16 protein-coding genes and 1 tRNA gene are annotated in these 24,210 nt (G+C 54.0%); 14 read left to right on the top strand and 3 right to left on the bottom strand.

The features are described from left to right. Window positions 1–23: 23 nt before the first annotated feature. On the bottom strand, window positions 24–1,049 hold the full coding sequence (tsaD, locus tag EQV90_RS05355) for a tRNA (adenosine(37)-N6)-threonylcarbamoyltransferase complex transferase subunit TsaD (protein ID WP_161719884.1): 1,026 nt from the start codon (window positions 1,047–1,049) through the stop codon (window positions 24–26). 198 nt (window positions 1,050–1,247) lie between these two features. On the opposite strand from tsaD, the gene rpsU reads away from it, so the two are divergent. From rpsU to EQV90_RS05325, 6 genes are all read left to right on the top strand, one after another. Further along, a complete protein-coding gene (gene rpsU, locus EQV90_RS05350) occupies window positions 1,248–1,463 on the top strand; it encodes a 30S ribosomal protein S21 (protein WP_002551877.1) in 216 nt (71 codons plus the stop codon). A 473-nt stretch (window positions 1,464–1,936) separates the two neighbouring features. Further along, window positions 1,937–3,901, top strand: a complete 1,965-nt coding sequence (gene dnaG / locus EQV90_RS05345) for a DNA primase (RefSeq protein ID WP_240877838.1) — start codon at window positions 1,937–1,939, stop codon at window positions 3,899–3,901. Between the two features lie 67 nt (window positions 3,902–3,968). Then, complete coding sequence (rpoD, locus tag EQV90_RS05340) at window positions 3,969–5,816, top strand: RNA polymerase sigma factor RpoD (protein WP_003444517.1); 1,848 nt, start codon at window positions 3,969–3,971, stop codon at window positions 5,814–5,816. A gap of 343 nt (window positions 5,817–6,159) precedes the next feature. Further along, window positions 6,160–6,236, top strand: a tRNA-Ile gene (locus EQV90_RS05335). Window positions 6,237–6,364: 128 nt separating this feature from the next. Then, window positions 6,365–7,429, top strand: coding sequence for a site-specific integrase (locus EQV90_RS05330; protein WP_240877837.1), 1,065 nt, complete (start codon window positions 6,365–6,367; stop codon window positions 7,427–7,429). A 203-nt stretch (window positions 7,430–7,632) separates the two neighbouring features. Next, on the top strand, window positions 7,633–8,553 hold the full coding sequence (locus tag EQV90_RS05325) for a DUF4238 domain-containing protein (protein ID WP_240877836.1): 921 nt from the start codon (window positions 7,633–7,635) through the stop codon (window positions 8,551–8,553). A 331-nt stretch (window positions 8,554–8,884) separates the two neighbouring features. On the opposite strand, the gene EQV90_RS05320 is transcribed toward EQV90_RS05325, so the two are convergent. Continuing rightward, window positions 8,885–9,982 (bottom strand): MarR family transcriptional regulator, encoded by a 1,098-nt coding sequence (locus EQV90_RS05320; RefSeq protein WP_240877835.1) that lies wholly within the window; start codon window positions 9,980–9,982, stop codon window positions 8,885–8,887. A gap of 410 nt (window positions 9,983–10,392) precedes the next feature. Here EQV90_RS05320 and EQV90_RS05315 point away from each other — a divergent pair, with 410 nt between their 5' ends. From EQV90_RS05315 to EQV90_RS05305, 3 genes are all read left to right on the top strand, one after another. After that, window positions 10,393–10,611, top strand: coding sequence for a hypothetical protein (locus tag EQV90_RS05315; protein WP_054998860.1), 219 nt, complete (start codon window positions 10,393–10,395; stop codon window positions 10,609–10,611). A 9-nt stretch (window positions 10,612–10,620) separates the two neighbouring features. Continuing rightward, window positions 10,621–11,511, top strand: coding sequence for a plasmid replication initiator TrfA (trfA, locus tag EQV90_RS05310; RefSeq protein WP_346769530.1), 891 nt, complete (start codon window positions 10,621–10,623; stop codon window positions 11,509–11,511). Window positions 11,512–11,705: 194 nt separating this feature from the next. After that, window positions 11,706–11,993, top strand: a complete 288-nt coding sequence (locus EQV90_RS05305) for an XRE family transcriptional regulator (protein ID WP_240877833.1) — start codon at window positions 11,706–11,708, stop codon at window positions 11,991–11,993. 257 nt (window positions 11,994–12,250) lie between these two features. On the opposite strand, the gene EQV90_RS05300 is transcribed toward EQV90_RS05305, so the two are convergent. Next, window positions 12,251–13,882 (bottom strand): MobA/MobL family protein, encoded by a 1,632-nt coding sequence (locus EQV90_RS05300; protein ID WP_240877832.1) that lies wholly within the window; start codon window positions 13,880–13,882, stop codon window positions 12,251–12,253. Window positions 13,883–13,942: 60 nt separating this feature from the next. On the opposite strand from EQV90_RS05300, the gene EQV90_RS05295 reads away from it, so the two are divergent. From EQV90_RS05295 to EQV90_RS05275, 5 genes are all read left to right on the top strand, one after another. Further along, window positions 13,943–14,383: a conjugal transfer protein TraD gene (locus tag EQV90_RS05295; protein WP_240877831.1), complete on the top strand. Its 441-nt coding sequence runs from the start codon at window positions 13,943–13,945 to the stop codon at window positions 14,381–14,383. A 46-nt stretch (window positions 14,384–14,429) separates the two neighbouring features. Next, entirely contained in the window at window positions 14,430–17,081 is a 2,652-nt protein-coding gene (locus EQV90_RS05290) for a TraM recognition domain-containing protein (protein WP_240877830.1), read from the top strand. Further along, window positions 17,078–18,172: a hypothetical protein gene (locus EQV90_RS05285; protein WP_240877829.1), complete on the top strand. Its 1,095-nt coding sequence runs from the start codon at window positions 17,078–17,080 to the stop codon at window positions 18,170–18,172. Before EQV90_RS05290 ends, EQV90_RS05285 begins: the two co-directional genes overlap by 4 nt. A 1,228-nt stretch (window positions 18,173–19,400) precedes the next feature. Next, window positions 19,401–22,877, top strand: a complete 3,477-nt coding sequence (hsdR, locus tag EQV90_RS05280; RefSeq protein ID WP_240877828.1) for a type I restriction-modification system endonuclease — start codon at window positions 19,401–19,403, stop codon at window positions 22,875–22,877. Between the two features lie 286 nt (window positions 22,878–23,163). Beyond that, entirely contained in the window at window positions 23,164–24,162 is a 999-nt protein-coding gene (locus tag EQV90_RS05275) for an Abi family protein (RefSeq protein WP_240877827.1), read from the top strand. Window positions 24,163–24,210: the final 48 nt, after the last annotated feature.

Genomic DNA, 24,210 nt, shown 5'->3' with positions numbered 1-24,210 from the left:
GACTCATGCCTTACGCCCCGCACTCACAGCGGCTTCAATTGCTCCATCGGCCAGCGCGCCTGCACACTGATCGCCAGGCTTTCATGCTGACCGGCCTGCAACCGCTGGCAGCCGGCAAAGGCAATCATTGCGCCGTTGTCCGTACAAAACTCCGGTCGGGCGTAGTAAACATTGCCATTCATGTCGCCGAGCATTTTTTCGAGCGAAACCCGCAGCGCCTTATTGGCACTGACCCCGCCCGCAATCACCAGACGCTTCATGCCTGCGTGCTTCAAAGCCCGCTTGCACTTGATGGTCAAGGTCTCGACCACCGCCTGCTGGAACGCCAGAGAGATATCGCAACGGGTCTGCTCTGTGTCATCACCAGCCGCCACACAGCGCTGCCAGGTATTCAAGGCAAAGGTTTTAAGGCCGCTGAAACTGAATTGCAGCCCCGGACGGTCAGTCATGGGCCTGGGGAACACAAACCGCCCCGCAACGCCCTGAGCGGCCAGTCGCGCAATCTCAGGGCCGCCTGGGTAGTTGAGCCCCATCATCTTCGCCGTCTTGTCGAATGCTTCTCCGGCCGCGTCGTCCAGGGTCTCGCCCAACAACTCGTATTGGCCGATGCCATCCACACGCACCAACTGCGTATGACCGCCCGACACCAACAAAGCGACGAACGGGAATTCCGGGGGCTGCTCTTCCAGCATTGGAGCCAACAAATGGCCCTCCATGTGGTGCACACCCAAGGCCGGAATACCCCAGGCAAACGCCAGCGCCTGGGCACATGAAGCCCCAACCAGAAGGGCTCCGACCAATCCAGGCCCTGCCGTGTAGGCGATCGCATCAATCTCTGTAGGCACACAGCCAGCCTCAGCCAGCACCTGACGAATCAAGGGCAGCATGCGCTTGACGTGATCCCTTGAAGCCAGCTCCGGAACCACACCGCCATAAGCGCGGTGCAAGTCGATCTGACTGAACAGTGCGTCGGCCAAAAGCCCGCGTTCACTGTCGTAAAGCGCGACGCCGGTCTCGTCGCAGGAGGTTTCTAATCCCAGTACTAGCATGGGTTTACGCCTTGTAGAGGCTAAATTCGAAGGCGCGCATAATAGTCGCCACTCCCGCCCCCGGCCAGCGGTTTTCGATCAGAGGCTTTGCATTCCGGGCGATGAGGGGTTAACATCCGCAACCCTTAAAAACCGACGTCTTCCAACGCGATTTTGCCTTGAGACGTTGACCCCGGTAATGAATGAAGGTAGCTCTGGATGCCAGCCGTCAAAGTAAAAGAGAACGAACCCTTCGACGTAGCTCTGCGTCGTTTCAAGCGCTCCTGCGAAAAAGCCGGTGTTCTGGCTGAAGTTCGCAGCCGCGAATTTTACGAGAAGCCGACTTCTGAGCGTAAGCGTAAAGCAGCAGCTGCTGTTAAGCGTCACGCGAAGAAAGTTCAGCGCGAGCAGCGCCGCGCCGTTCGTCTGTACTAATACACAGACGTTCGAAGCACGCTTCTGCCAAGCCCGGCCTAAAGCCGGGCCGTAGGCAGTTGCAGCTTTAGTTACATGTTTTATTGTCAAGGCCGCAGATGCGACCGCGACAAAACGCTACATCACGTCAGACCTGGCCTAATAGCCAGCGGTGCACGTCTTTACTGACGAGCCTTCCAAGGCTACCGACGAGCACACCCCTCTGATTTTCCCAAAGACGATCAGCCCAAGGTACCTCTCCAGTACCTGCTTATGAGCTATCCGAGACCAGCCATTGGTCAATGCCGGACTCAGAGCGCGACACCTATCGAAGCCATTTACCCTGATTAAAAATAAATCAGTGACGTTTCGACAGATACACTCCCCCAACATGATTGAGCAGACGTCCCGCGATCTGGCAGCACACTTGCCTGCACGTACAACGACCAAGCCCTCATGCGGGTTAATTTCTGCGCAGAGATGACGAGAACGCCATGGCCGGGTTAATCCCCCAGAGCTTCATTGACGACCTTCTTAACCGTACCGATATCGTCGATGTCGTCAGCTCACGCGTGCAAATGAAGAAAGCCGGCAAGAACTACACCGCCTGCTGCCCCTTCCACAAAGAAAAAACACCATCCTTCAGCGTCAGCCCCGACAAACAGTTCTATTACTGCTTCGGATGCGGCGCAGGAGGCAATGCCCTCGGCTTTATCATGGACCACGACAACCTGGACTTCCCCCAGGCTGTAGAGGAACTGGCCAAAGCCGCGGGCATGGAAATCCCCCGGGAAGAAAGCGGCCGCCCACACAAGCCAAGGCAGCCCACCGACTCTCCGCTCTACCCGCTTCTGACAGCCGCAGCCGACTTTTATCGCCAGGCCCTAAAAGGCCATCCGGCACGCAAAGCGGCCGTGGACTACCTGAAGGGACGCGGCCTGACCGGCGAAATAGCCCGCGACTTCGGACTGGGCTTCGCCCCGCCCGGCTGGGACAACCTGTACAAGCACCTGAGCAGCGACACACTGCAACAAAAGGCCATGATCGACGCCGGCCTGCTGGTCGAAAATGCCGAAACCGGCAAACGTTATGACCGCTTTCGTGATCGAGTCATGTTTCCGATCCGCGACAGTCGTGGCCGCATCATTGCTTTCGGCGGCCGGGTACTGGGCGACGACAAACCAAAATACCTGAACTCCCCCGAAACCCCGGTCTTCCATAAAGGCCAGGAACTGTACGGGCTGTTCGAAGCGCGCAAATTCAACCGCAGCCTCGACGAAATCATCGTCGTCGAAGGCTACATGGATGTTATCGCTCTCGCCCAGCAAGGCCTGCGCAATGCCGTGGCCACACTCGGCACGGCAACCAGCGAAGAACACATGAAGCGCCTGTTCCGCGTGGTGCCCAGCGTCCTGTTCTGCTTTGACGGTGACCAGGCCGGCCGCAACGCTGCCTGGCGCGCACTGGAAGCGACCCTGCCTTGCCTGCAGGACGGCCGTCGCGCGCGCTTCCTGTTCCTGCCCGAAGGCGAAGATCCGGACACGCTGGTGCGTTCCGAAGGTACTGACGCCTTCAAGGCGCGTATCAACCAGCATGCACAGCCGCTGGCCGATTATTTCTTCCAGCAACTGACAGAAGAGTCCGACCCGCGCTCGCTTGAAGGCAAGGCCCACATGGCAACCCTGGCAGCACCGCTGATCGATAAAGTTCCGGGGGCCAACCTGCGGACCCTGATGCGCCAACGCCTGAGCGAGATAACCGGCCTCACCAGTGAAACCGTCAGCCAGCTGGCACAGAACGCACCCGCAAAGGTGCAGGCGCAACCTGCTTATGACCCGGGCATTGATTACGACGGCATGCCTGACTACAGCGACTTCCAGCAACCGGACACCTACCTCCCCCAACAGGAGTGGACGCCGAAAAAAACTGGCGCTGGCGGCAAGAAGTGGGAAAACAAGCCCTGGGACAAAAAATCCAAGCGCGGCGGCGACAATGACCAGCCCCGCGGGCCACGCATCCCGGCAGCGGTCGAGCCGCCAACCCTGGCCGCCCTGCGCACACTGCTGCATCACCCACAACTGGCTGCGAAAGTTGAAGATGCCGGGCACTTTGCCGCAGAAGACCAGACTAATAATCAACTGCTGATCGCTCTGGTCGAGGCCGTACAGAAAAATCCTAAGCTAAGCTCTATTCAGTTGTTATCCCGTTGGCACGGGACTGAACAGGGTCGTTTATTGCAAAGATTGCTGGAAAAGGAATGGTTAATTGATGCCGACAACCTTGAACAACAGTTTTTCGACACTATAACTAGCCTGTCAGCTCGCCAACGCGAGCGAAATCTGGAGCAACTTCTTCGAAAAGCACGTCAAGGCGAGCTCAGTACCGAGGAGAAAAATCAGTTACGCGACCTTCTAAGTCGCAATAATCCCGCATCAAACCCGACCTCAACTGGCGCGTGAGGTCATAGCTAAGGTATAATCCTCGGCTTGTTTTTTGCCCGCCAAGACCTTCAGTGGATAGGGTGTTATGTCCGGAAAAGCGCAACAGCAGTCTCGTATCAAAGAGTTGATCACCCTCGGCCGTGAGCAGAAGTATCTGACTTACGCAGAGGTCAACGACCACCTGCCCGAAGATATTTCAGATCCGGAGCAAGTGGAAGACATCATCCGCATGATTAATGACATGGGGATCCCCGTACACGAGAGTGCTCCGGATGCGGACGCCCTTATGTTGGCCGATGCTGACACCGACGAAGCAGCTGCTGAAGAAGCAGCTGCCGCGTTGGCGGCAGTAGAGACCGACATTGGTCGTACTACCGACCCTGTACGCATGTATATGCGTGAAATGGGCACGGTAGAACTGCTGACACGTGAAGGCGAAATCGAAATCGCCAAGCGTATCGAAGAAGGCATCCGCGAAGTGATGGGCGCAATTGCGCACTTCCCTGGCACGGTTGACCATATTCTCTCCGAGTACACTCGCGTCACCACCGAAGGTGGCCGCCTGTCCGACGTTCTGAGCGGTTATATCGACCCGGACGACGGTATTGCGCCGCCCGCAGCCGAAGTACCGCCTCCTGTCGACCCAAAGGTGAAAGCCGAAGGTGACGACGAAGAGGACGAAAAGGAAGAGTCCACCGAAGAAGAGGAAGAGGTCGAAAGCGGCCCTGACCCGATCATCGCGGCTCAGCGTTTCGGCGCCGTTTCCGATCAGATGGAAATCGCTCGCAAGGCACTGAAAAAGCACGGTCGCGGCAGCAAGCAGGCAATTGCCGAGCTGGTTGCACTGGCCGAGCTGTTCATGCCGATCAAACTGGTCCCGAAGCAATTCGAAGGCCTGGTTGAGCGTGTTCGTAGCGCCCTGGAGCGTCTGCGTGCACAAGAGCGCGCCATCATGCAGCTGTGTGTACGTGATGCACGCATGCCGCGCACCGACTTCCTGCGCCTGTTCCCGGGTAACGAAGTCGACGAAAGCTGGAGCGACGCGCTGGCCAAAGGCAAAAGCAAATACGCTGAAGCCATTGGTCGCCTGCAACCGGACATCATCCGTTGCCAGCAGAAGCTGTCTGCACTGGAAGCTGAAACCGGCTTGAAGATTGCCGAGATCAAGGACATCAACCGTCGCATGTCGATCGGTGAGGCCAAGGCCCGCCGCGCGAAGAAAGAGATGGTTGAAGCCAACTTGCGTCTGGTGATCTCCATCGCCAAGAAGTACACCAACCGTGGCTTGCAGTTCCTCGACTTGATCCAGGAAGGCAACATCGGCTTGATGAAAGCGGTAGACAAGTTTGAATACCGCCGCGGCTACAAATTCTCGACTTATGCCACCTGGTGGATCCGTCAGGCGATCACTCGCTCGATCGCCGACCAGGCCCGCACCATCCGTATTCCGGTGCACATGATCGAGACGATCAACAAGCTCAACCGCATTTCCCGCCAGATGTTGCAGGAAATGGGTCGTGAACCGACCCCGGAAGAGCTGGGCGAACGCATGGAAATGCCTGAGGATAAAATCCGCAAGGTATTGAAGATCGCTAAAGAGCCGATCTCCATGGAAACCCCGATCGGTGATGACGAAGACTCCCATCTGGGCGACTTCATCGAAGACTCGACCATGCAGTCGCCAATCGATGTAGCCACCGTTGAGAGCCTTAAAGAAGCGACACGCGACGTACTCTCCGGCCTCACCGCACGTGAAGCCAAAGTACTGCGCATGCGCTTCGGCATCGACATGAATACCGACCACACCCTTGAGGAGGTTGGTAAGCAGTTCGACGTTACCCGTGAACGGATTCGTCAGATCGAAGCCAAGGCGTTGCGCAAGCTGCGCCACCCGACGAGAAGCGAGCATCTGCGCTCCTTCCTCGACGAGTGATACCAAAACCCCCGGCCCTGCCGGGGGTTTTGCTTTATAGCAAACTGCCCTCCCCGTTCTTTCGCCTGCCAGGCGCATGTCACGTCCGCAGACCACTCCACGACTGCAACCTCTTGCCCCCTGCCTGCGAAGAAACCCCCGACAAAACCATCATTAGCGACGAGTGCCGAGACCTGGGCTCGACAGGATTTTCTTGCCGCACAAAGCTGCGAACGGATACAGACCCGCATCGCCAGCACGGCGCAAACCGCAAAAAATCGCAGAGACCATTGTTCAGGCCTCTATTTCAGACTTTTCGGATAGCACTCACGAGAAACCATCGTTATAATCCGCGACCTACTGAGGGCCTATAGCTCAGTTGGTTAGAGCAGGGGACTCATAATCCCTTGGTCGTAGGTTCGAGTCCTACTGGGCCCACCATACTCAAAGCCGCGCACTGCGCGGCTTTTTGCTGTCTGCGAAAAAAACAGCTAGACCAATCCTATGGTCCGCAGGTACAAAATCAGTACAGTGCCAATGCAACGGTGCGATTTTGGAGCAGCAACAAGATGGCCACCATCGTCAAAACAGATGCCGGCACCTGGAAAGCTTTAGTGCGCAAGACAGGCTGGCCCGCAAACGCGAAGACCTTTCGTACCAAACGTGATGCCGAAGACTGGGCTCGTCGTACAGAAGATGAAATGGTCAGGGGTGTGTACATTCAGCGAAGTGGCTCAGAGCGCATGACATTGGCTATGGCGCTGAAGCGATACCTTGCCGAGATCAGCCCTACGAAAAAACTTAGCACGCAGCGCTCCGAGGTAACGAAGTCTAAGCAACTGATAAACCATCTGGGCAAGTACTCGATGGCAGCACTCTCTGCAGAAATCATCGCTAATTACCGAGATTCACGCTTAGCCTCGATCACCAATCGCGGTATGCCAACAAGCAACAACACTGTGCGCCTGGAGCTCGCACTTCTAAGCCACCTATACACCGTAGCGATTCAGGAGTGGGGATTGGGGCTGAGCTTCAACCCTGTCCTGAACATCCGTAAGCCAAGCCCAGGTGAAGGCCGAGACCGGCGTTTATCTGCAGAGGAAGAACGCCGATTGCTAGCCGCAGTGAATGCTCACAGCAATCCCATGCTTGGTTGGATCGTTCGAATCGCCCTGGAGACCGGCATGCGCTCGTCGGAGATAACATCTTTGCGCCGGCATCAGGTTGACCTGAAAAAGCGCGTTGTACGCCTCTCTGACACGAAAAACGATAGCGCCCGCACTGTGCCACTGACCCGGTTAGCCACTGACACCTTCCAAGTGGCGATGAACAATCCAATCCGCCCAATCGATTGCGACCTGGTATTTTTTGGGGAGCCTGGCAAAGAGGGCAAGCGCAACGCGTATGCCTTCACCAAAACCTGGGGCAAACTGAAGACCCAGTTAGGAATGCCGGACCTGCGTTTTCATGATCTTCGCCATGAAGCCGTCAGCCGGCTGGTAGAGGGTGGCCTTTCTGACCAAGAGGTGTCTGCCATCAGCGGGCATAAGTCAATGCAGATGCTCAAGCGCTACACGCATCTGCGCGCGGAGGATCTGGTTGGCAAATTAGATAAACTTCCGGCAAGACGCTAGTAACTGGGTAATCGCATGGGCTTGCTAGCCCGTACACATTCGACGTGACCAATCATTCGGATAAAATTTCGGGACAACAGCAGGAAATCCAATGCGCCAGGAGGGACCTAACTGCGGGATCTCGGTGAACTTCAAGACCTATAACCACTGCTATGCACCCTATGGCCCAAGTTCTGAATAATTAAAAACGGTACATGAGAATTATGACGGATCAAGATCTTACGAGGAGCCAGCACTATGTTGCGCGCACCTATCAGAAAGGATGGTCGCCGCGTCGATGGCAGGTAGATGGTTACCCCACGGACTGTGTAGTGTGGATTCATGACCTTGTAAAAAAACAAGAGCGAGAAACAGGCCCGAATGCTCTATTGACTTCAAATTGGTTCTATGAGTCCAACAAGGCAGCTCCCGATAACGAGCATGAGAAGTGGTTTGGAGATTTCGAGTCTGCATATGCGAAGACGATGCGTTTCATAGACTCGATCCTTACGACGGTCGAAAAAAATATACCGGCTCCGGACCTGGGGCAGGGCCTCGCATCCGCGCTTGCAGAAATTGCTAAACGATCACCTGAGCTCATGATTGTGCTGAAGGAGTTTGCCGCACTCTCTTATGCACGCACTCCTGCGATGATGTTGCTTAAGCATGGGGAGCTAAAAGCAGATGCCACGGTCGGGCCTGAACTAGCGAATGCCTTGACCGAGCCATATACTTTTATCCAGCACTTCCGAGAGTCGACACTGTTGCAGCGGTTCAACTCGCTCAACATTCAGTTCTGGATATCTCCAGAGAAAGGTTTTTTGACATGTGATCGCCCGTGCTATGACTTTGGCGATGTCGCCTCGGGGCACTGGCCGCTTTCAGGGTATGATATTGGCCGTCGGGATGACGTAGCGGCATTCATGCCGCTCACACCCCGGGTGGCTATGCTTATGGCACCTACAACAGCGGTATTCCTTGGCAAAAAAATGAATTTCGCGCCCTTCAGCACCAAGGTTATAACGAACGAATCGTTGGATGTCGCCAATACGATGACCATCAATATGGCCGGGCGATGGGTTATCGGGAGTGAAAGACTCCTAGACATTTACGAACGGCGGGAAATGCCTCTGAGGAAAAAGTAGGGATTGGCTAATCCACCACCTAACTCCAGAGATACGGAAAAATCAGTAATCTTTATTCCCTCCTAGAGTGCAAACAGGTTTCTTGCTGTATATCGCGAACGTCTGCCACTGGCAGGTATCTGCCGCTCGTAAAATGCAATGCGCTGGTCAGATCAGATGCAAACGTTCGCTTAATCAGAACGCAATTGTACTGGTCGATAAATGCACGGACGAGTGGGCAATTCAGTGACCCACCTGACCCAACGCCATCGTCACTAGTCAAAGCTTCAGCCGCTTTTGCCCCGGCTGAAAATCCGCCGGAGCAAAAGCGGCTAGCACTGTGCTTTTGCTTTTAGCCCTCCATCAGACGTACCAACCCATCGACAGTCCCCTTGCTGAGCCCCACCTCCTTAGCGATTACCGTGATCGATAGCCCTTTCATGGCGGCATCCCTTATCGCCTTTCTAATTGGTTCCGGAACCTGCGCCTCGCCGGTTAGCGGGTTGATGTAGCTGCCTGCATGGTGCGTATTCATCAATAACTCTAGGCTTTTCTTGGCTTTTGATATCGCCTGACGCGATATTCCCAACCGCCTTGCCATCTCTGATTGGCTGATGCCCTCTTCGTGCATGAGCCAAACTTTTTCGCGTAGCCCAAGTGATGAGGGCTTACCTGTCGTCACAACGTGCAAGCCTGAGTGCACCTGGTCATAGGCGAGCTTTCTTATTTCCTGGATATCAGGGGAGCTGGGGGGCAGGAAATTGAACGCAAACTCAGATCTTCCCGACCTGCTGAGTGCGGATAGATGATTATGAAACGCAGCCTTGTAGCGTAAGTCAGCATGGTATTTTGCCGACCCGGGCTTGTGTACGGCGCAGTACCGGTAGCTTAGGTTCCCCGCCACGATTTTCTCGATACGAAACCGCTCGAATACGACGCGTAGCTTTGCAGCCTCTGCTTTCGATATCAAAGTACTGGATGGAGAAAGCTGGAGGCTGCTTACCAGCATCCAAGCCTCTGCCAGCCTGGCGCCCTGTTCTTCAGCAGAGAGCTGGCACTGACCTGAACGGACAATTTCGCCGACCTCGTAACGCTGTTGAGCTGCAAGCTCCTGCAGTCTGCTGGACCGAATGCTTACACGCCAGCATAGGTCACAGTAACCGCCATCCTGTGGACGGGTCCGGTCATCTATAGCGGCATCAAAGTCCCTCAATGCCTTTGTACGCAGAGGCCTGAAGTGGCGCATCAATCGAAACAAGTCACGTACAGATTCCAAAGCCCCGCAAAGCGATTCCGAGCCTTCGAACGGCACCCCGTTCGGACTGATCAAACTACGAATGGCGAATCTAATATTTGAATCCCAGCGATCCAAGTTCAGGAGCTGCCAGTCGATCTCCGGCATATTTTCTGGTCTATCGGGCATCACACCGCGAGCTAGAACATCTGCCATCAGACCGCCTCCACCTGACTCAGCGCGCGCAACGTAAGGTGCTGCGTAAAATGGTGGTGGGATATGGGCCATTTCCGACAGCCGAGCACCAGTCAGCAAACTCTTGGCCCACTCGCCCTCGTAGCCAGCTAGGCACTGATCAAACGGCGCATCCAAATTCGCCCTCACCAGAGGCCAGATGGGATAGCGCCTGGAGGTTAGGCTCGAGGATGCGTTAAGCCGACCTAACACCGCTCCGTAGCCAGAAGCAAACTGGACTGAACAACGAGGATCGTGATCGTAAACCTTGAGCAGATTCGTCAGATAATCGAGACGCGCCATGTCAACCTAGAAGTTAAAAACATTCGCCTCATTCTAGGCGTAATTACTCGTAATGTTCTACCTACATTACTTACTGTAGGCAAAGAAACATGACAACCGAAGAGCTAATTCTGACCAGCAACGGGGGCTCTCCCCTACTGTCACTATCGCAGGTCGCAGAGATCCTTCATCGCAGCCCTGAGGGGTTGCGCATAACATTATCGGGGGATAACGAAATCGCCCGAAACTTGAAACCCTGCAGGATAAAAATTGGCCGACGCGTCTATTTCCGCGTAGCTGGCATAGCTCGCTTTATCGACGAAGCGTAAGACTAGCCCGTGTCCGCAGTGACCAAACTATCGCGACTAGTGGAACGGGCTTCCAGGCTCCCACCTACTCCGACGGTGGTATCACTGGAACCAGTCCGGTCTGAAAAGGTGCTGACGAGTTGGCCTGACGAAGTAAGAGGCGTACCCAATATCACTCTCCGGTCTGCGCTTTTCGGGTCCAGTCGCTCCGCTAGCAACGCATTCCTACAGCGCGCCGAAATTTACACTCAGAGGCCCACGCAAATGAGATACACGGGGCCACGTTTGGACCAGGGCGATTTGGATGTCTGGATCACGTTGTTGCATATCGCTCGCCAAAAGCAGATGGGGAAATCTTTTAAAACCAGCGCATACGAGCTTCTGAAACTACAAGGGAAGACGGATGCCGGGAATAATAGAAAAACGCTCTACAAGCGCCTGTTCCGTCTCGCAGCGGGCACGCTTGAGTTAAGTGCAAAACACCAGTCCTATACAGGCGGCCTGATTGACTCGATCTATAGAGACGATATGGAGCAAAAGCTCGTCATCACCTTGAACCTTGAGCTTTCTTACCTGTTTGGACCAAATTACTTTACCCACATTGATTGGGGTGTTCGCAGAAGTCTGAACTCGAAACCATTAGCACAGTGGCTACATGGGTATCTATCGAGCCATGCTGAGCCCTTCCCTGTGTCGATTGATACGCTAATGAAGATGGCCGGTAGTCTCGACAGCTCTACATCAAGCCGTGAGCAAAATATTCGAAGGGCACTGGACTCGCTGCAGCACGCAAGCAACCTGCACGGACAGCCGTTCAGCTACGAAATCAGCGGTGGCAACGTGTATTTCACAAAAACCCCAACCAGTAGCCAGGCTAAGCACATTGCAAGGAAAAACAGCGGCTCCAAAAGCAAGAAATAAGTACCGTACCATTGGCTAGGCAGCACCGTACCGTTGGCTCGGATGTACCGTACCGTCGGCTAAAAAATACCGTACGGTTGGCTAACTTATTAACAAAAAAAAATTGCCACAAGCCGCGCCACTGAAGGGCTGCGCGAACAATCCAAAGCGCCTTAATCCTTTTATAATCATCTTAATACAGCTTGGAAACCATAATGAGTGAGGTCGAAGCAGGCAGCGGCAACGTATACACTGATCTTGGCGACCCTGAAGCGAAGGAAATGCTGGCCAAAGCACAGACGGTTTCCTCGATCATCCGACTCATCGAGGAAAAAGGGTTGTCACTCGGTGACGCAGCACGACTGGCGGACGTTCCACAGGTGCAGCTAAGCAAGCTTCTGATCGGTCAATTTCAAACTAACGCCCTGATCGATTTGGAAGAGATACTAAAAAAAATCCGGGATTACACAAAACATGACGACCGTATCTGTCGAGCAACCTAGCTACTGGCGAGACTATTTCATCACCTTAGACAAAACCCCGCTTGGCCTTGGCGTTTGGCGAGGAATTTTCGACGATACGGAGCTTTGTGAGATCCTCACGCTGCCAAAAAAAAACCGTCGAAGATGCACTTCAGTCAGCGACACCAACGCAAGTTGAAAGCCATGCTGCAGGTCTTGGAGGAAATCAATCTTCCTGAACTGGAATGGCTACCACCCAAAGTGCGGCAACAGTTAGAAATGTGATAGCCCAATCACTTTTAGCGCTCGATATCCGTCTCATGGGGACTCTGCTCTTTCGCGAGACGAATTGCGTCAGCGTCGGCTCTCATCTGCTCAAGCGTCCTGGATGCGCTGGAACGTTCTTGGTCAGGCTTTAACGCCTGATCTCTAACGTGACCTCGCTCCACTGCCTTGGATCGCATCTGCTCGATGCTTGAAACGTTCTGACCATGTACATGGTCGCGGCCTATTTCGCGCCCGCTGCGGCCCAATTGGGCCTTCATCTGTTCCATTGCGCTTGGTATGCCGGCACTATCCTCCCCCCTTTCCCGCTGTAATTGATTAATCCATCGCTCTCCGTGATCGCTTCGCGCTTGCTCCATTCTACGGATCTGGTCGCGGACCTCCTTCTCCTGGTCTGATCGCTCTTTTTGATCTCGTAATTCTTGAACTAACTTTTCCGCCTGCGGAATCTTTTCGATGTGTCGCATGGTTTCAAGGTTTTCGCGGCGCTCATTTTTTTGGGAGAGCGCTGTGGCGATTCGTCCGGCCTCTTCTCTACTAATTCGCTCAGCTCTTTCTTTATTATTAAGACTACGATTGGATTTATCTGACACGTCGCTTTGCCTCCCGACCGGACCGGCCGCAATGATGGTCTGTTGCGGGCTACCACCAGAGTTGTTTTGCAATTGAGTTCGCCGTTCGCGCTCTTTATCGAGGCTAATAATCTCAGCTCCAGCGCTAGGCACTTCGCGCCGTAAATCATCACGAGAACGGGAAAGCTCGGCTCGGGCCTGTCGGAAGTCGATCACCTTCGCACGCAGCAACGGATCTCTCCATTCGCTAGGCAAATATTTCCGCTCTGGGGTTAACCCAGTATCCCGTTCGGCATGACTACGCATGTCGATCCTCTCTGCAGACCCTGCTCGCTGTAGATGTGTGTTGCAGCTCGTCTCCCAGCGGTATCGCAACTGACGTAACTCCGCTTTACGCTCAGCCGCACTCAGTGTGAGTCCAGCGCTTGGGCCATAACCCTTACGAGCACCACCAATAGCTGGATTCTTGGAGTTATAGCGTTTGAAGTACTGCTCAGGATCACGCGCAAAGCCATCACACTGCCTTTCACTGAACATCAAATGCAGATGGGGCTGCTCGTTGCCGTCTGCTGCTTTCGGCGAGTGAATCGCCCATTGATAAGCGTGGCGCTCCCCTATTTCCTGGCGCACAAAGTCATGCACCAGGTCTACACGCTGCTGTGGTGAAAGCTCACGGGGTAATGCTATTTCCATCTCGCGGTAAGTAGTGCCATTTTGGCGCTCATTCGCGTCGGCGGCGTTCCAAAACTCTTGGGGACAATGCTGAGCCCAAGCCGGCATGTTCCCGGACTCGGTCGCCTCCAGTTTTTCATTTCGATCCAGTCGCGCGGCGTACTTACCCTCGCGGGCGATGTAGGCCGCATGCGGCCCTGCCTTCCCAACTCGCCCTACCTTCATACTTAAACGGCCAATAGCCATAGGCGCATCACCTCTACGCTTCTGAATTTTCGCGCCCGAGAAAATCTCACTTTTGATTTTAGCTTCTGCCCCCGGCAGGGCGCGCTGTTTCTGAGGAACGAAGAAACAACTAAGCGCGCCTTCCAATACTGGAAGGATAAAGCAGTCCGCGCGCACATCAAATATATAAAAGTTATAATTAAAATCCTGAAAACAAACTTAGCGTAATTAAGCGAAATGAAAGACAAATGGCTTAGCGATAGACTGCTTCATATAAAGAACTTGAAATCACCAAGTGAACAACAGCGATTACTTCTGCTACTTTCAGAGAAGCATCCTCGCGTAAATGACGAGGAACGAAAGCTCGGTTTTCTCATCAAGGCAGAGTGGGCAGAAGCTAAAGCACAGAAAGCCAGAAGTGATGTTACCCGCATTGTTAATGCCGAGAGGGCGTCTGCACGAAAAGCTCGGGATCGCGAGCTGTATCAAGTAGCAGGGCTGCTCATACTGGCAGATTTGGTTGACACTAAGACAGGACGCCCATTGTTGGATCGAGGCGAGCTATTAGGCGCTCTAGTGGGAATTGATGAAACCCCAGTTACTGATTCAGTCCGAGCCTACTGGAAGCGAACAGGGGATGCACTCATAGCTAGTCGTGAGCGGCCAATAAAGAATTGAATAGAGTCCCCGCCACACGTTGATCACATTTAAGCAGGCTAAAAACATGAGATTCTCTGCGAAGAGTAAATTTTTTGATGACCCCGTGTCGAAGCTAAAACATTGGCTTTTGCACCGAGAACAAAAAAGAATGCGCATTGTCATCAGTCGCAAATATAAGGGCATTCTAGACCCGCAGGTTTATTGGATTACTGGAACTGATACAGAGCATGAGGGCTTGTCTAGTGATCGAATCGAAAGAATGGCCCAGCGACTCTCGCTATCACAGATCGGTATTTTTCTTGCTCAACGTATCTGGGCAAAGCGAACTTGGATACTCGTACCAACGCTGATGATAATCGGTTTGATAATCACCTATATTTTGGTGAATACCGCTGGAGCTACTACAAGCGACAAACTTATCCCACTAGTACTGACAAGCACCGTCTGGCTCAGCTTCCTACTATGTTTCTCTGCAGCACTTTTCGGCCCATTGGTTGCTCAACTATTTCTGCCGAAAACACCAGTACGCCAAGATGAAATTGACTCCGTGAAAAGCGTAATCAGTCGCTGTGTCATTCGTAATTTTGGACCAGATACTCCGCTCGATCTGGCCGACCGCGCTCGCATCTTGGTAACAGACTCCGATGGCCAATCTGTTGCCGGCCAGGTGCTAGCTACTGATCTGGAGTTTTCCGCCGTTCGCGCCGAGTTGATGATTACAAGAGCTGTGCTCATTTTGATGGGCTTAGTCATGCTAGCTCCAGTCCTCGCAACCTCATCACCCATACTTGCGGTCTTGGAATACTTCTCACTTTTGGCCTGGGAAAAGATGGCCTTTTGGATTCCTCGCGATCAGGAAAAGTCACAACCCGGGAAACAGGAAAAAGATCCCTCCGTGTTCTTCTTCGTTCTCAAGGTAGCGATCATCCCACTCATGATTATGGTTGGTCTCTCAGCTTCCTATCGAGAACACCTAGATACTTTCGTTCGACTAGACGCGCAAATGGTCCACTGGATATATGTCATCGGGATGTGGACCTTCGCGATTTACCTCACCTTCACAGCCAAATCTCCACTTACCATTCGCGCCATGCTGCTAGATCAAGCCGTACGTGAAAGTGGTACGGAGCTGTTAATCGACAAGGTCGGACGGGCGTATTTCCAGCACCTCGAGGAAGCACGCACTGAGCAGATCCGAAACGCCCAAAAGGATAGCTCTCCGTTTATCCACCTTGGAACCAGCACTAGCCTGTTAGCGCAACGTCGTGACCCACTGGCTCCTACCGAGGCAGGCATACCTTTCGGCCTGTCCGTAAACGACTTGGCTACCCATGTTGGTGTACTAGGAGCTAGCGGCACAGGCAAAACCTCAGGGGTCATACGCCCCCTAACAAAACAATGGATTGATGGTGACTTTGGGGGGCTTCTAGTACTCGATGGCAAAGGAGCGTTGCCTCTCGAATTTAACGGTATCGAGGGCTATACACTCATCAGTCCGGATCACGGCCCGTTCAATCCAATTTTCGGTATGACGCCAGATGCTTTGGCTGATGTACTGCCCGATGTGTGCGACGACGGAAAAGGAGATACCTTTTGGCGTGACTCTGCACGTCTCATGCTACGCATGGCGGCAATTCTGATAGAAGCCCATCCCGACCTTCCTTACACGCTGACACAAATCCAACAGTTCTGCTTAGCCAGCCACCAAGAGCGCGCGGACTGGCTCGACCCTATCTCTAATGAAATTGACAGTAGTGTGCGTCTGCTCGCAGCAGCCCACTACTGGCTGCTGGAGTACCCCGATTTTCCAGAGAAAACTGCCGGATGTATCAGCAACATGCTTCGAACCTGGCTGGGAAACATCTTGCTTCAGGAAAAGCTCGGTCCTTGGGTCAACACAACTGACACCCAGTTCAAAGTTGAGAATGTGATAACCGGCCAGAAAATTGGGCTTCTGCTCCCTGAGTCGGAATATGGTATTGGCGGAGTAGCCATCTCAGCCATATGCATGCGCCGAGTTTACGATGCAGTGAAGAAACGCGGCGATAACTGGCAATGTTTACCGGGCCATCGGCCCGTCCTGCTCGCCGCCGATGAAGTTCAGAACCTATTGACCAAAGCAGACCTTGAAACTGTTCCCGTCGCCCGCAGTTTGGGACTGTACCTAATGTTTGCAACACAAAACGTCGACGGCCTGTACAAAAGACTAGAGCGTGACGGGGCGGTTCAGATGCTTGGAAATCTGGCTAGCATCATTGCCCTAGCCCCTCGTACAGATGACTCAAACAACTACGTATCCAAGCGGGTCGGTAATGTATGGAAGGCCTCTACACAGAGCTTTCAGGGGCTACCAGACGCAGCCAGCGACTTAGGTCTATACGCTAACTCCGGTACAGATCAAGTAATGCAGTCGACTACGCTGCATCGCCAGAGTCGCTTTGGCGCACCACGCTTATCCTACGCCATAGGACTCTGGCACCGTCAGTGGACTCCCAAAGCGGCGAACTGGCTGAATGGCATGGTGGTGCCTGATGATCCGAGTGAGGCATCACCGCGACCAACACTCCAGCTAGAGCTATCCCCACTCATCCCACCTGATGAGATCGACACCCTTCTCGCCATACCAGGTACCGCAATTGCCATCATCAACCGCGGCCGAATCCAACGTCGTGACGTGATCCGCCTGTACCCAAAACAGCAGGGGAGCGCGACATGAAAGCTATCGCAATCAATATGCCGGTGATGCGAGAAGCAGAGGGGCATTCGTATTGGCCAGGGGCAACGTCCCCGGCGACCTTACTTGCCTTGGCTCTTTTACTAACCGCATTTGTATGTGCTTACAGATACCCTGCAATGAAAGCTGACGAAGCGATTCAACGCATTGAAGCCATAAACGAGTTAAGTGACCAATCAGTAAAACGCACACAAGCAGCACTTTCTCGCCTCCAAGTTTTAATAGCCGACCAGCCTGAATGGCTGCGACAAGTGGCAGCTGAGCAGACCTCTAACCTCCAAGAGCAGCTATCCCTAGTCAATCCTTTGAGCAAGGAGCAGGTACTTCAGAAAGCAGTTGCGCAGCAAGAACGGTACAACCAGGCGCAACAGCTAATTGAGGAGTCTCCATTTAAAGGGCTAACGAAACAACAGGTGCCGCTGAGCGTTGAGGGTAAAACTTATCTAAGTGCACTTGAGGTTAAACGCCCCTCTCGATTCGACTATCAACGCTTATCGGATGGGGTGTTCGATGCACTGCCGGTGCTGCAAGAAGGATTCAAGCTTCAGGTTCAAACAGAGAACTTGGTTCATCGACTCGATTTGCAACTGAATGGTGATAAGGCAAGCGCTCTCGGGCCAGCCGCAGCTACAGCCCAGCAAGCTACCGACTATCCTAGTGAACTGCCACCAAAGTTTGTGCAGTCGCGGCCCTCTCCAGCAGCTTCTGTCGACACGCTCAACGACGCCATACGGCAAGCAGAGAGAAACGCAAAACGGCAACAGCGCCAAGCTGAGTTGGAAGCCAGGAATCTCGCACGTTTAGCGGAACGAGAAGCCCTAAGAACCGAACAACAGGTACAACGTGGGCAGCAGAAAGCACAGCGACTGGCTGTTCAACGTCAACGTGTTGATGAGCGTCAAGCCACCGCAGCTTTAGAGGCTACACGACGAGCAGATCTCAGGGTCGCAGCGGCGAGACGCCAGGCGGTAGCAGCGGCCGAGGCTAAGCAAAAGGAATGTACCGCTACCCTCGTGGCGAGAGCAAGATGCGCAGCACAAGGCTACAACCCACTGACAGGCACCAAGTATTAATTACTATGACCATCACCACGAGCCGTATCCACTTCCATCAACCCCCCTCAGTTTCGCGGGCGCGAAACTTGAGAAGGAATCCAAATTTTAACTGATCATAAAAATACATCGCACACAGCCCGCAATTGGAAGTACAAAAACTGCACTTCCAAGCGAGCTGGTGAGAGCCAGAGTGACTTGTCGCGCTGGGTATCACCAGCAACCATAGATTTTCGCGTCCGCAAAAATGTGAGCCGCCCGTACAACGAGAACCGAAAGAGATCAAGACGTAAAAAGTGCAAAGCAGCATGGTCGGAAAGCTGGGATTGCTCTCGGGCGACTCGTAGTGAGAAATACCACTTTAGGTTGAGCCAACTTTTCGGCTCGAGTCACGAGGATTTCAAGCTATCTGGGCATGTGCGATTTACCCTTAGAGCTTGAGCCTGTGCTTTTCCATATGTCGAAGCACTTCGAATCTATCGGTATGTACTAAAGAACACGCAGTGTAATCACCCTCCCAAACAGCCGTGGCCCACTCCCCTTCAAGACCCTGCCCCCAAAATGCTCCCCATTCACCGGTCGGCAGTTCAAGTAAGAGCCATTCAGGAAAAGGACACGCCCTAGCTAGACTTAAAACGTATTCGTCATGATGCGCTTCACTACACTTTCCCATAATTTTCGCTACCAGATCTGTAGACACGAAAGCCGTGCCTCTCTACCAACCCGGCCCCGCTTTTGACGGCGAGGCTGAATATCCTGGTTAGCCTTCCCTATAGATCCACGATTGAGATCACATAATGGCTAGCTTCGGCGAGAGCAGCTACAAGCCTATTCTATTGCCACAGCCCAACTCAATAACTGGACTTTGCCGTACTTATGCAGGAAGTTCCGTAGTCACTTGACTGGGTGATATGGGCGTGGAGGTCTTAAATATTGAATTGCCGCTCGATCATCCTTTGGACCGCATCTAAACCCTTGAGTGATAGCTTTGCGGAAGCACGTTTTTTCCGCCGATCCACGTCTCTTAAGACGGCCCCTGAAAGTAGGATGCCTACACATTAAACCTTAGCAGGTAAAAGAGACGAGCCAACCAACACCAAAACTTTTCACGCTAGCTCAATACGAAGGCGCCTGTTGAATAGCACAGTGCCATGGCCAAACTCGTCTTACCTTGGTTAAGCTACCGTCACTTACGCATAACAAAGCCAGACTTTGCGCTCTGACTGGACACGTAACCGAAGGATCGACCATGGCAGCCAGCAGTAACTTCGCTTTTCTCCAGGAGCACGATCCCGTCTTCCTAAAGCTTGCGAGCACGGCCGAGCAGGCATTCGCCAGCGATCCCAACACCACTCTGATCAAACTGCGCCAACTTGGCGAAGCCCTAGCCCAAGACCTGGCCAGCCGCTCCGGTATCGAATTTGATACCAATACCACCCAGTCCGACCTGCTCTACAAGCTCAGTCGTGAGATCCAGCTGGATCAAAATATCCGTAGCTTGTTTCATACCTTACGTGTCGAAGGAAACAGAGCCATCCATGGGTTCCGCACCCAACATCGTGAAGCTATGGATGGGCTAAAGGTCGGTCGTGCCTTGGCCATCTGGTATCACCAATCCTTCGGCAAGAACGCCTACGCCTTCAAGCCTGGTCCTTTCGTCACACCCAGCGACCCCAGCACCCCACTACGCGACCTGCAAAGCCAGATCGAACAGTTCAAAGCGCAGCTCAGCGAATCCAATCAGCAGTTGGAGAGTAACCAGCAGCTCGCCGAGCTGCTCAAACGCGAAGCCGAGGAATATGCTGTGCTCGCCGAGCAGATGGATGCCGAAGTTCGCAACCATAAGCAATTGGCCGCAGAACACGAAGCCGCTTTACACAAGATGCGCACCGAGCATGAACAAAGCCTCAAAGTACTGCAGCAAAAACTGGCCGCACAGCCACAGGTCAGCAAACAGGTTGCCAAGAAAACCCAGCAGGCCAGCAGCAGCTTTGATCTCTCCGAAGACCTTACCCGCATCCTGATCGACCAGCAGTTGATCGATGCTGGCTGGGCCGCAGATTCCCTCGACCTCACCTACAGCAAAGGCGCACGCCCCGAGAAGGGTAAGAACAAGGCAATCGCAGAGTGGCCCACCAGCAGCACCAAAGCTTGTGCCGACTACGTGCTGTTCGCCGGGCTTACGCCCATAGCCATCGTCGAAGCCAAGCGTAAACGCATCAATATCGCCGACCGCATTCCCCAAGCGGAGCGTTATGCCCGCGAGTTCAACCTTTCCCCCGAACATCTAAAGCCCTGGCTGCAAGCTGGCCAAGCACACCCTTGGAACGATGGTGACTGCAGCCACTTCCGTGTGCCCTTTGCCTTCGCCTGTAACGGGCGCCCCTTTATCAAGCAGCTCGCAGAACAATCCGGCACCTGGTTCCGCGACCTGCGCAGCCCCGCCAACACGCGCCGGCCGCTGCCAGACTTCCACACGCCAAGCGACCTGCTCGACCTGCTCAAACGCAGCCAGGCGGAAGCCGAAGCCAAGCTCGAAGTAGAGGGCTTTGCTTACCTCAAACTGCGCGACTACCAAGAGAAAGCCATCCAATCAGTGGAACAGGCCCTGGCTAACAACCAACGAGATTGCCTGCTGGCCATGGCCACTGGCACCGGTAAAACCCGCACAATCATTGGCCTGATGTATCGCTTCCTCAAGACCGAACGCTTCAAGCGCATTCTGTTTCTGGTCGACCGCAGTGCCCTTGGCCAGCAAGCTATCGACTCGTTCAACGACACCACGCTTGAGCAGAATCACACCCTAGGGCAGATATACGACATCAAAGAGCTAGGCGACATGGCTGCAGAAGCGGAAACCCGCGTCCAGGTAGCCACCGTACAAGCCATGGTCAGCCGTATTTTTCGCTCAGACACCCCACCGCCCGTGGGGGAGTTCGACTGCATCATCGTCGACGAAGCCCACCGGGGCTACACGCTCGACCAAGAGATGACCGAAGGCGAGCTGGCCGTGCGCGATCACAGCCAATACCTCTCGCAATACCGTCGCGTGCTCGATCACTTCGATGCCTGCCGCATCGGCCTTACGGCCACGCCCGCCAAACACACCAGCGAAATTTTCGGCAAACCGGTATTCACCTATAGCTATCGGGAAGCCGTTGCCGACGACTGGCTCATCGATCACGAGCCACCGATTCGCTATGAAACCCAGCTCAGTCAGCACGGCATACATTTTGAAAAGGGCGAATCGGTCAGCGTCATCAACACCCAGACCGGCGAAGTCGACATAGCGGAACTGGACGACGAACTGACCTTCAACATCGAATCGTTCAACCGCCGCGTAATCACGCCCGCCTTTGACAAGGTCATCTGCGACGAGCTGGCCAATGAGCTCGACCCGTTCGGCGAAGAGAAGACGATGATCTTCTGCGTCAACCAAGCCCATGCCGAACGAGTGAAAAACCTGCTTGATGACGCCTTCAAGTCCGCCTACGGCGAGCAATACAACGAAGCGACAGTGCGCATCATTACCGGCCAGAGCGACAAGGTTGAGCAACTGATTCGCCGTTACAAGAACGAGCCCCACCCCAGCATCGCAATTACTGTCGACTTGTTAACCACCGGCATTGATGTGCCGAAAATCTGCAATCTGGTGTTTATGCGCCGCGTGCGCTCGCGCATTCTCTATGAGCAGATGAAGGGCCGCGCTACCCGCCGTTGCGACGAAATAGGAAAAACCGTATTCCGCATCTACGACCCTGTCGACCTCTACACTAGCCTGGAGGCGGTCGACACCATGAAGCCGTTGGTAAAAAACCCAAAAATTTCTCTGGAGCAACTGGTCAGCGAACTCAGCAGCAGCGCCAGCCACGATGCACCCGGCAGCCAAGAAAACAGCAGCCACGCCCATGACGTACTCGACCAACTGAGTCAACGCGTCATGCGCATCCTGCGCAAAGCCCAACACAAGGCCGAGAGCAAACCGAGCCTCAAACAAAAACTCAATGAGCTGCAGGATGTCTGGGGTGTCGAACCGGCCAAGTTACACAGCCACCTGCATGAACTCGGTCCGCAGCAAGCTGCCAACTTTGTTCGCCAACATAGCCAACTGCTCAACCAGCTGGCCGCCGTCAGCGCCCTGCTAGGCTCGGAAAAATACCCGGTCATCTCCACCCACGCCGACGAATTGATGGTTCGCGAGCAAAACTACGGCCAGAACCAGAAACCCGCAGACTACTTGGAGAGCTTCCATGAGTTCATTCACAAACTGCTCAATCAGTCCGCTGCCCTTGGTGTCGTGGTTAACCGCCCCAAAGACCTGACTCGCGAACAGCTACGAGAAGTGCGCCTGCTGCTTGATCAGCACGGTTTCAGCGAAGCCAGCCTGAAAAGTGCCTGGCGCAATCAGACCAATCAGGAAGTCGCTGCCAGCATCATCGGCTATATACGGCAGGCAGCCATCGGCGAAGCGTTGCTACCGTTTGATCAGCGTGTCGCCATCGCCATGCAGAAGATTTATGCTCTACAATCCTGGACACCCGTGCAACGCCGCTGGCTAGACCGCCTTGCCAAACAACTAGTGCATGAAGTTGTGATTGATCAGCAGCAAGTCAGTGACGCCTTCAGGAACGATGGCGGCCTAAAAGGCCTGGACCGTAACCTTGGTGGGAAACTGGATCTGGTGCTGGAAGCCTTGAACGAAAACCTGTGGTCGGCTGCTGGATGAGTCTTGACCACTCAATATTTTATAGGCCGTCGGCGTCCACAGTCCCAGGACAGAGGACGCTTGCTCCCACGCCAGAGCATGTGGGAAAGCAGTGGGCCGAGGCAGGTCTGCAGGTATCCCAAACATCCTACAAAACACGACGCCCGCTTATCACTGCAGTGCCAAATATCTTGCAAAACGGCACTGCTATGCCTAATCTCCCCCGCAACACACCCGCCATGCCTATGGTTGCTTCGGCAGCTAAGCACAAATTGAGCGGGTTTTTTATGCCCGGTAGTTTTTCACCATGAAGCTTTTCAGCAAGCCCGCCATCGACATTCCTGCGCAACTGGCCCTGCTCAAGCAACGCGGGCTCACCATTCAGGACGAAGAAAAGGCGCACTGTTTTCTCGAAGCAGTCAGTTTTTTCCGCCTGACACCTTACATGCGCCCTTTCCAGCTTTCGGACGATGCCGAGCACGGCTTCAGACCCGGTACGCGTTTGAAAGAGCTTACTCGTCTGTATGATTTCGACCGACGCCTGCGGCTGCTAGTTATCGACTCGATTGAACGGATTGAAGTCGCCGCCAGGGCTGCTATCAGCAACCACATGGGGCCTCAACATGGGGCTCATTGGTATCTGGAGACTCGTTTCTTCCAGCGCGATTATCGTCATCAAACGCTGCTCGACAGTATTCGCAGCAAGCAGGACAAAGCGCGTCAGGACCATGTCCGCGAATGCCAGCGCATCGATACCTCCCAGTCACCGGATGCTCGAAAGGTTCAACTCAAGAACCTGCGAGCCAAGGAAAGCTATGCGCGTCATTACGCACTGACTTACAACGCACCTGATCTCATGCCCGCTTGGGCCGCCATGGAAGAGATCACCCTTGGCGAGCTCTCGCACTTATTCAAAGGCCTAGCACGCGATTCCGACAAAAAAGCTATCGCACGACGTATGGCCCTGCCTGGTCCACTGCTACAGTCCTGGCTGCACACCCTGACGACCATTCGCAATATATGCGCGCATCACGCACGACTATGGAATCGAGAGCTCGGCATTCGTCCTGAACTACCCAAAACGGTCAACTTCCTTTGGCCGCAACACCTGCAGAATCCAGGACTGCACGCCCGTATGTTCACAGTGCTATGCATCCTCAATCTGCTGATGCGTCGGGTCAGCCCCCATACCAGCTGGGATACACGTTTACATGAGTTGCTGAGCGAGTTCGCTGAGATCAATCTGACAGCTATGGGTTTCCCACCGAACTGGCAGAACGACCCATTCTGGCAAGCGCCAAACTGAGCGCGCCATGGACCTCCATTCAACCCTGTGAGCCGAGTAGCCTATTTA

The sequence above is a fragment of the Pseudomonas sp. TMW22089 genome (assembly GCF_022496645.1).
Taxonomy (GTDB): Bacteria; Pseudomonadota; Gammaproteobacteria; order Pseudomonadales; family Pseudomonadaceae; genus Aquipseudomonas; species Aquipseudomonas paraversuta.
The sequence above is the reverse complement of the archived record's forward strand: the minus strand, read 5'-3'. Positions and strand labels throughout refer to the sequence as shown.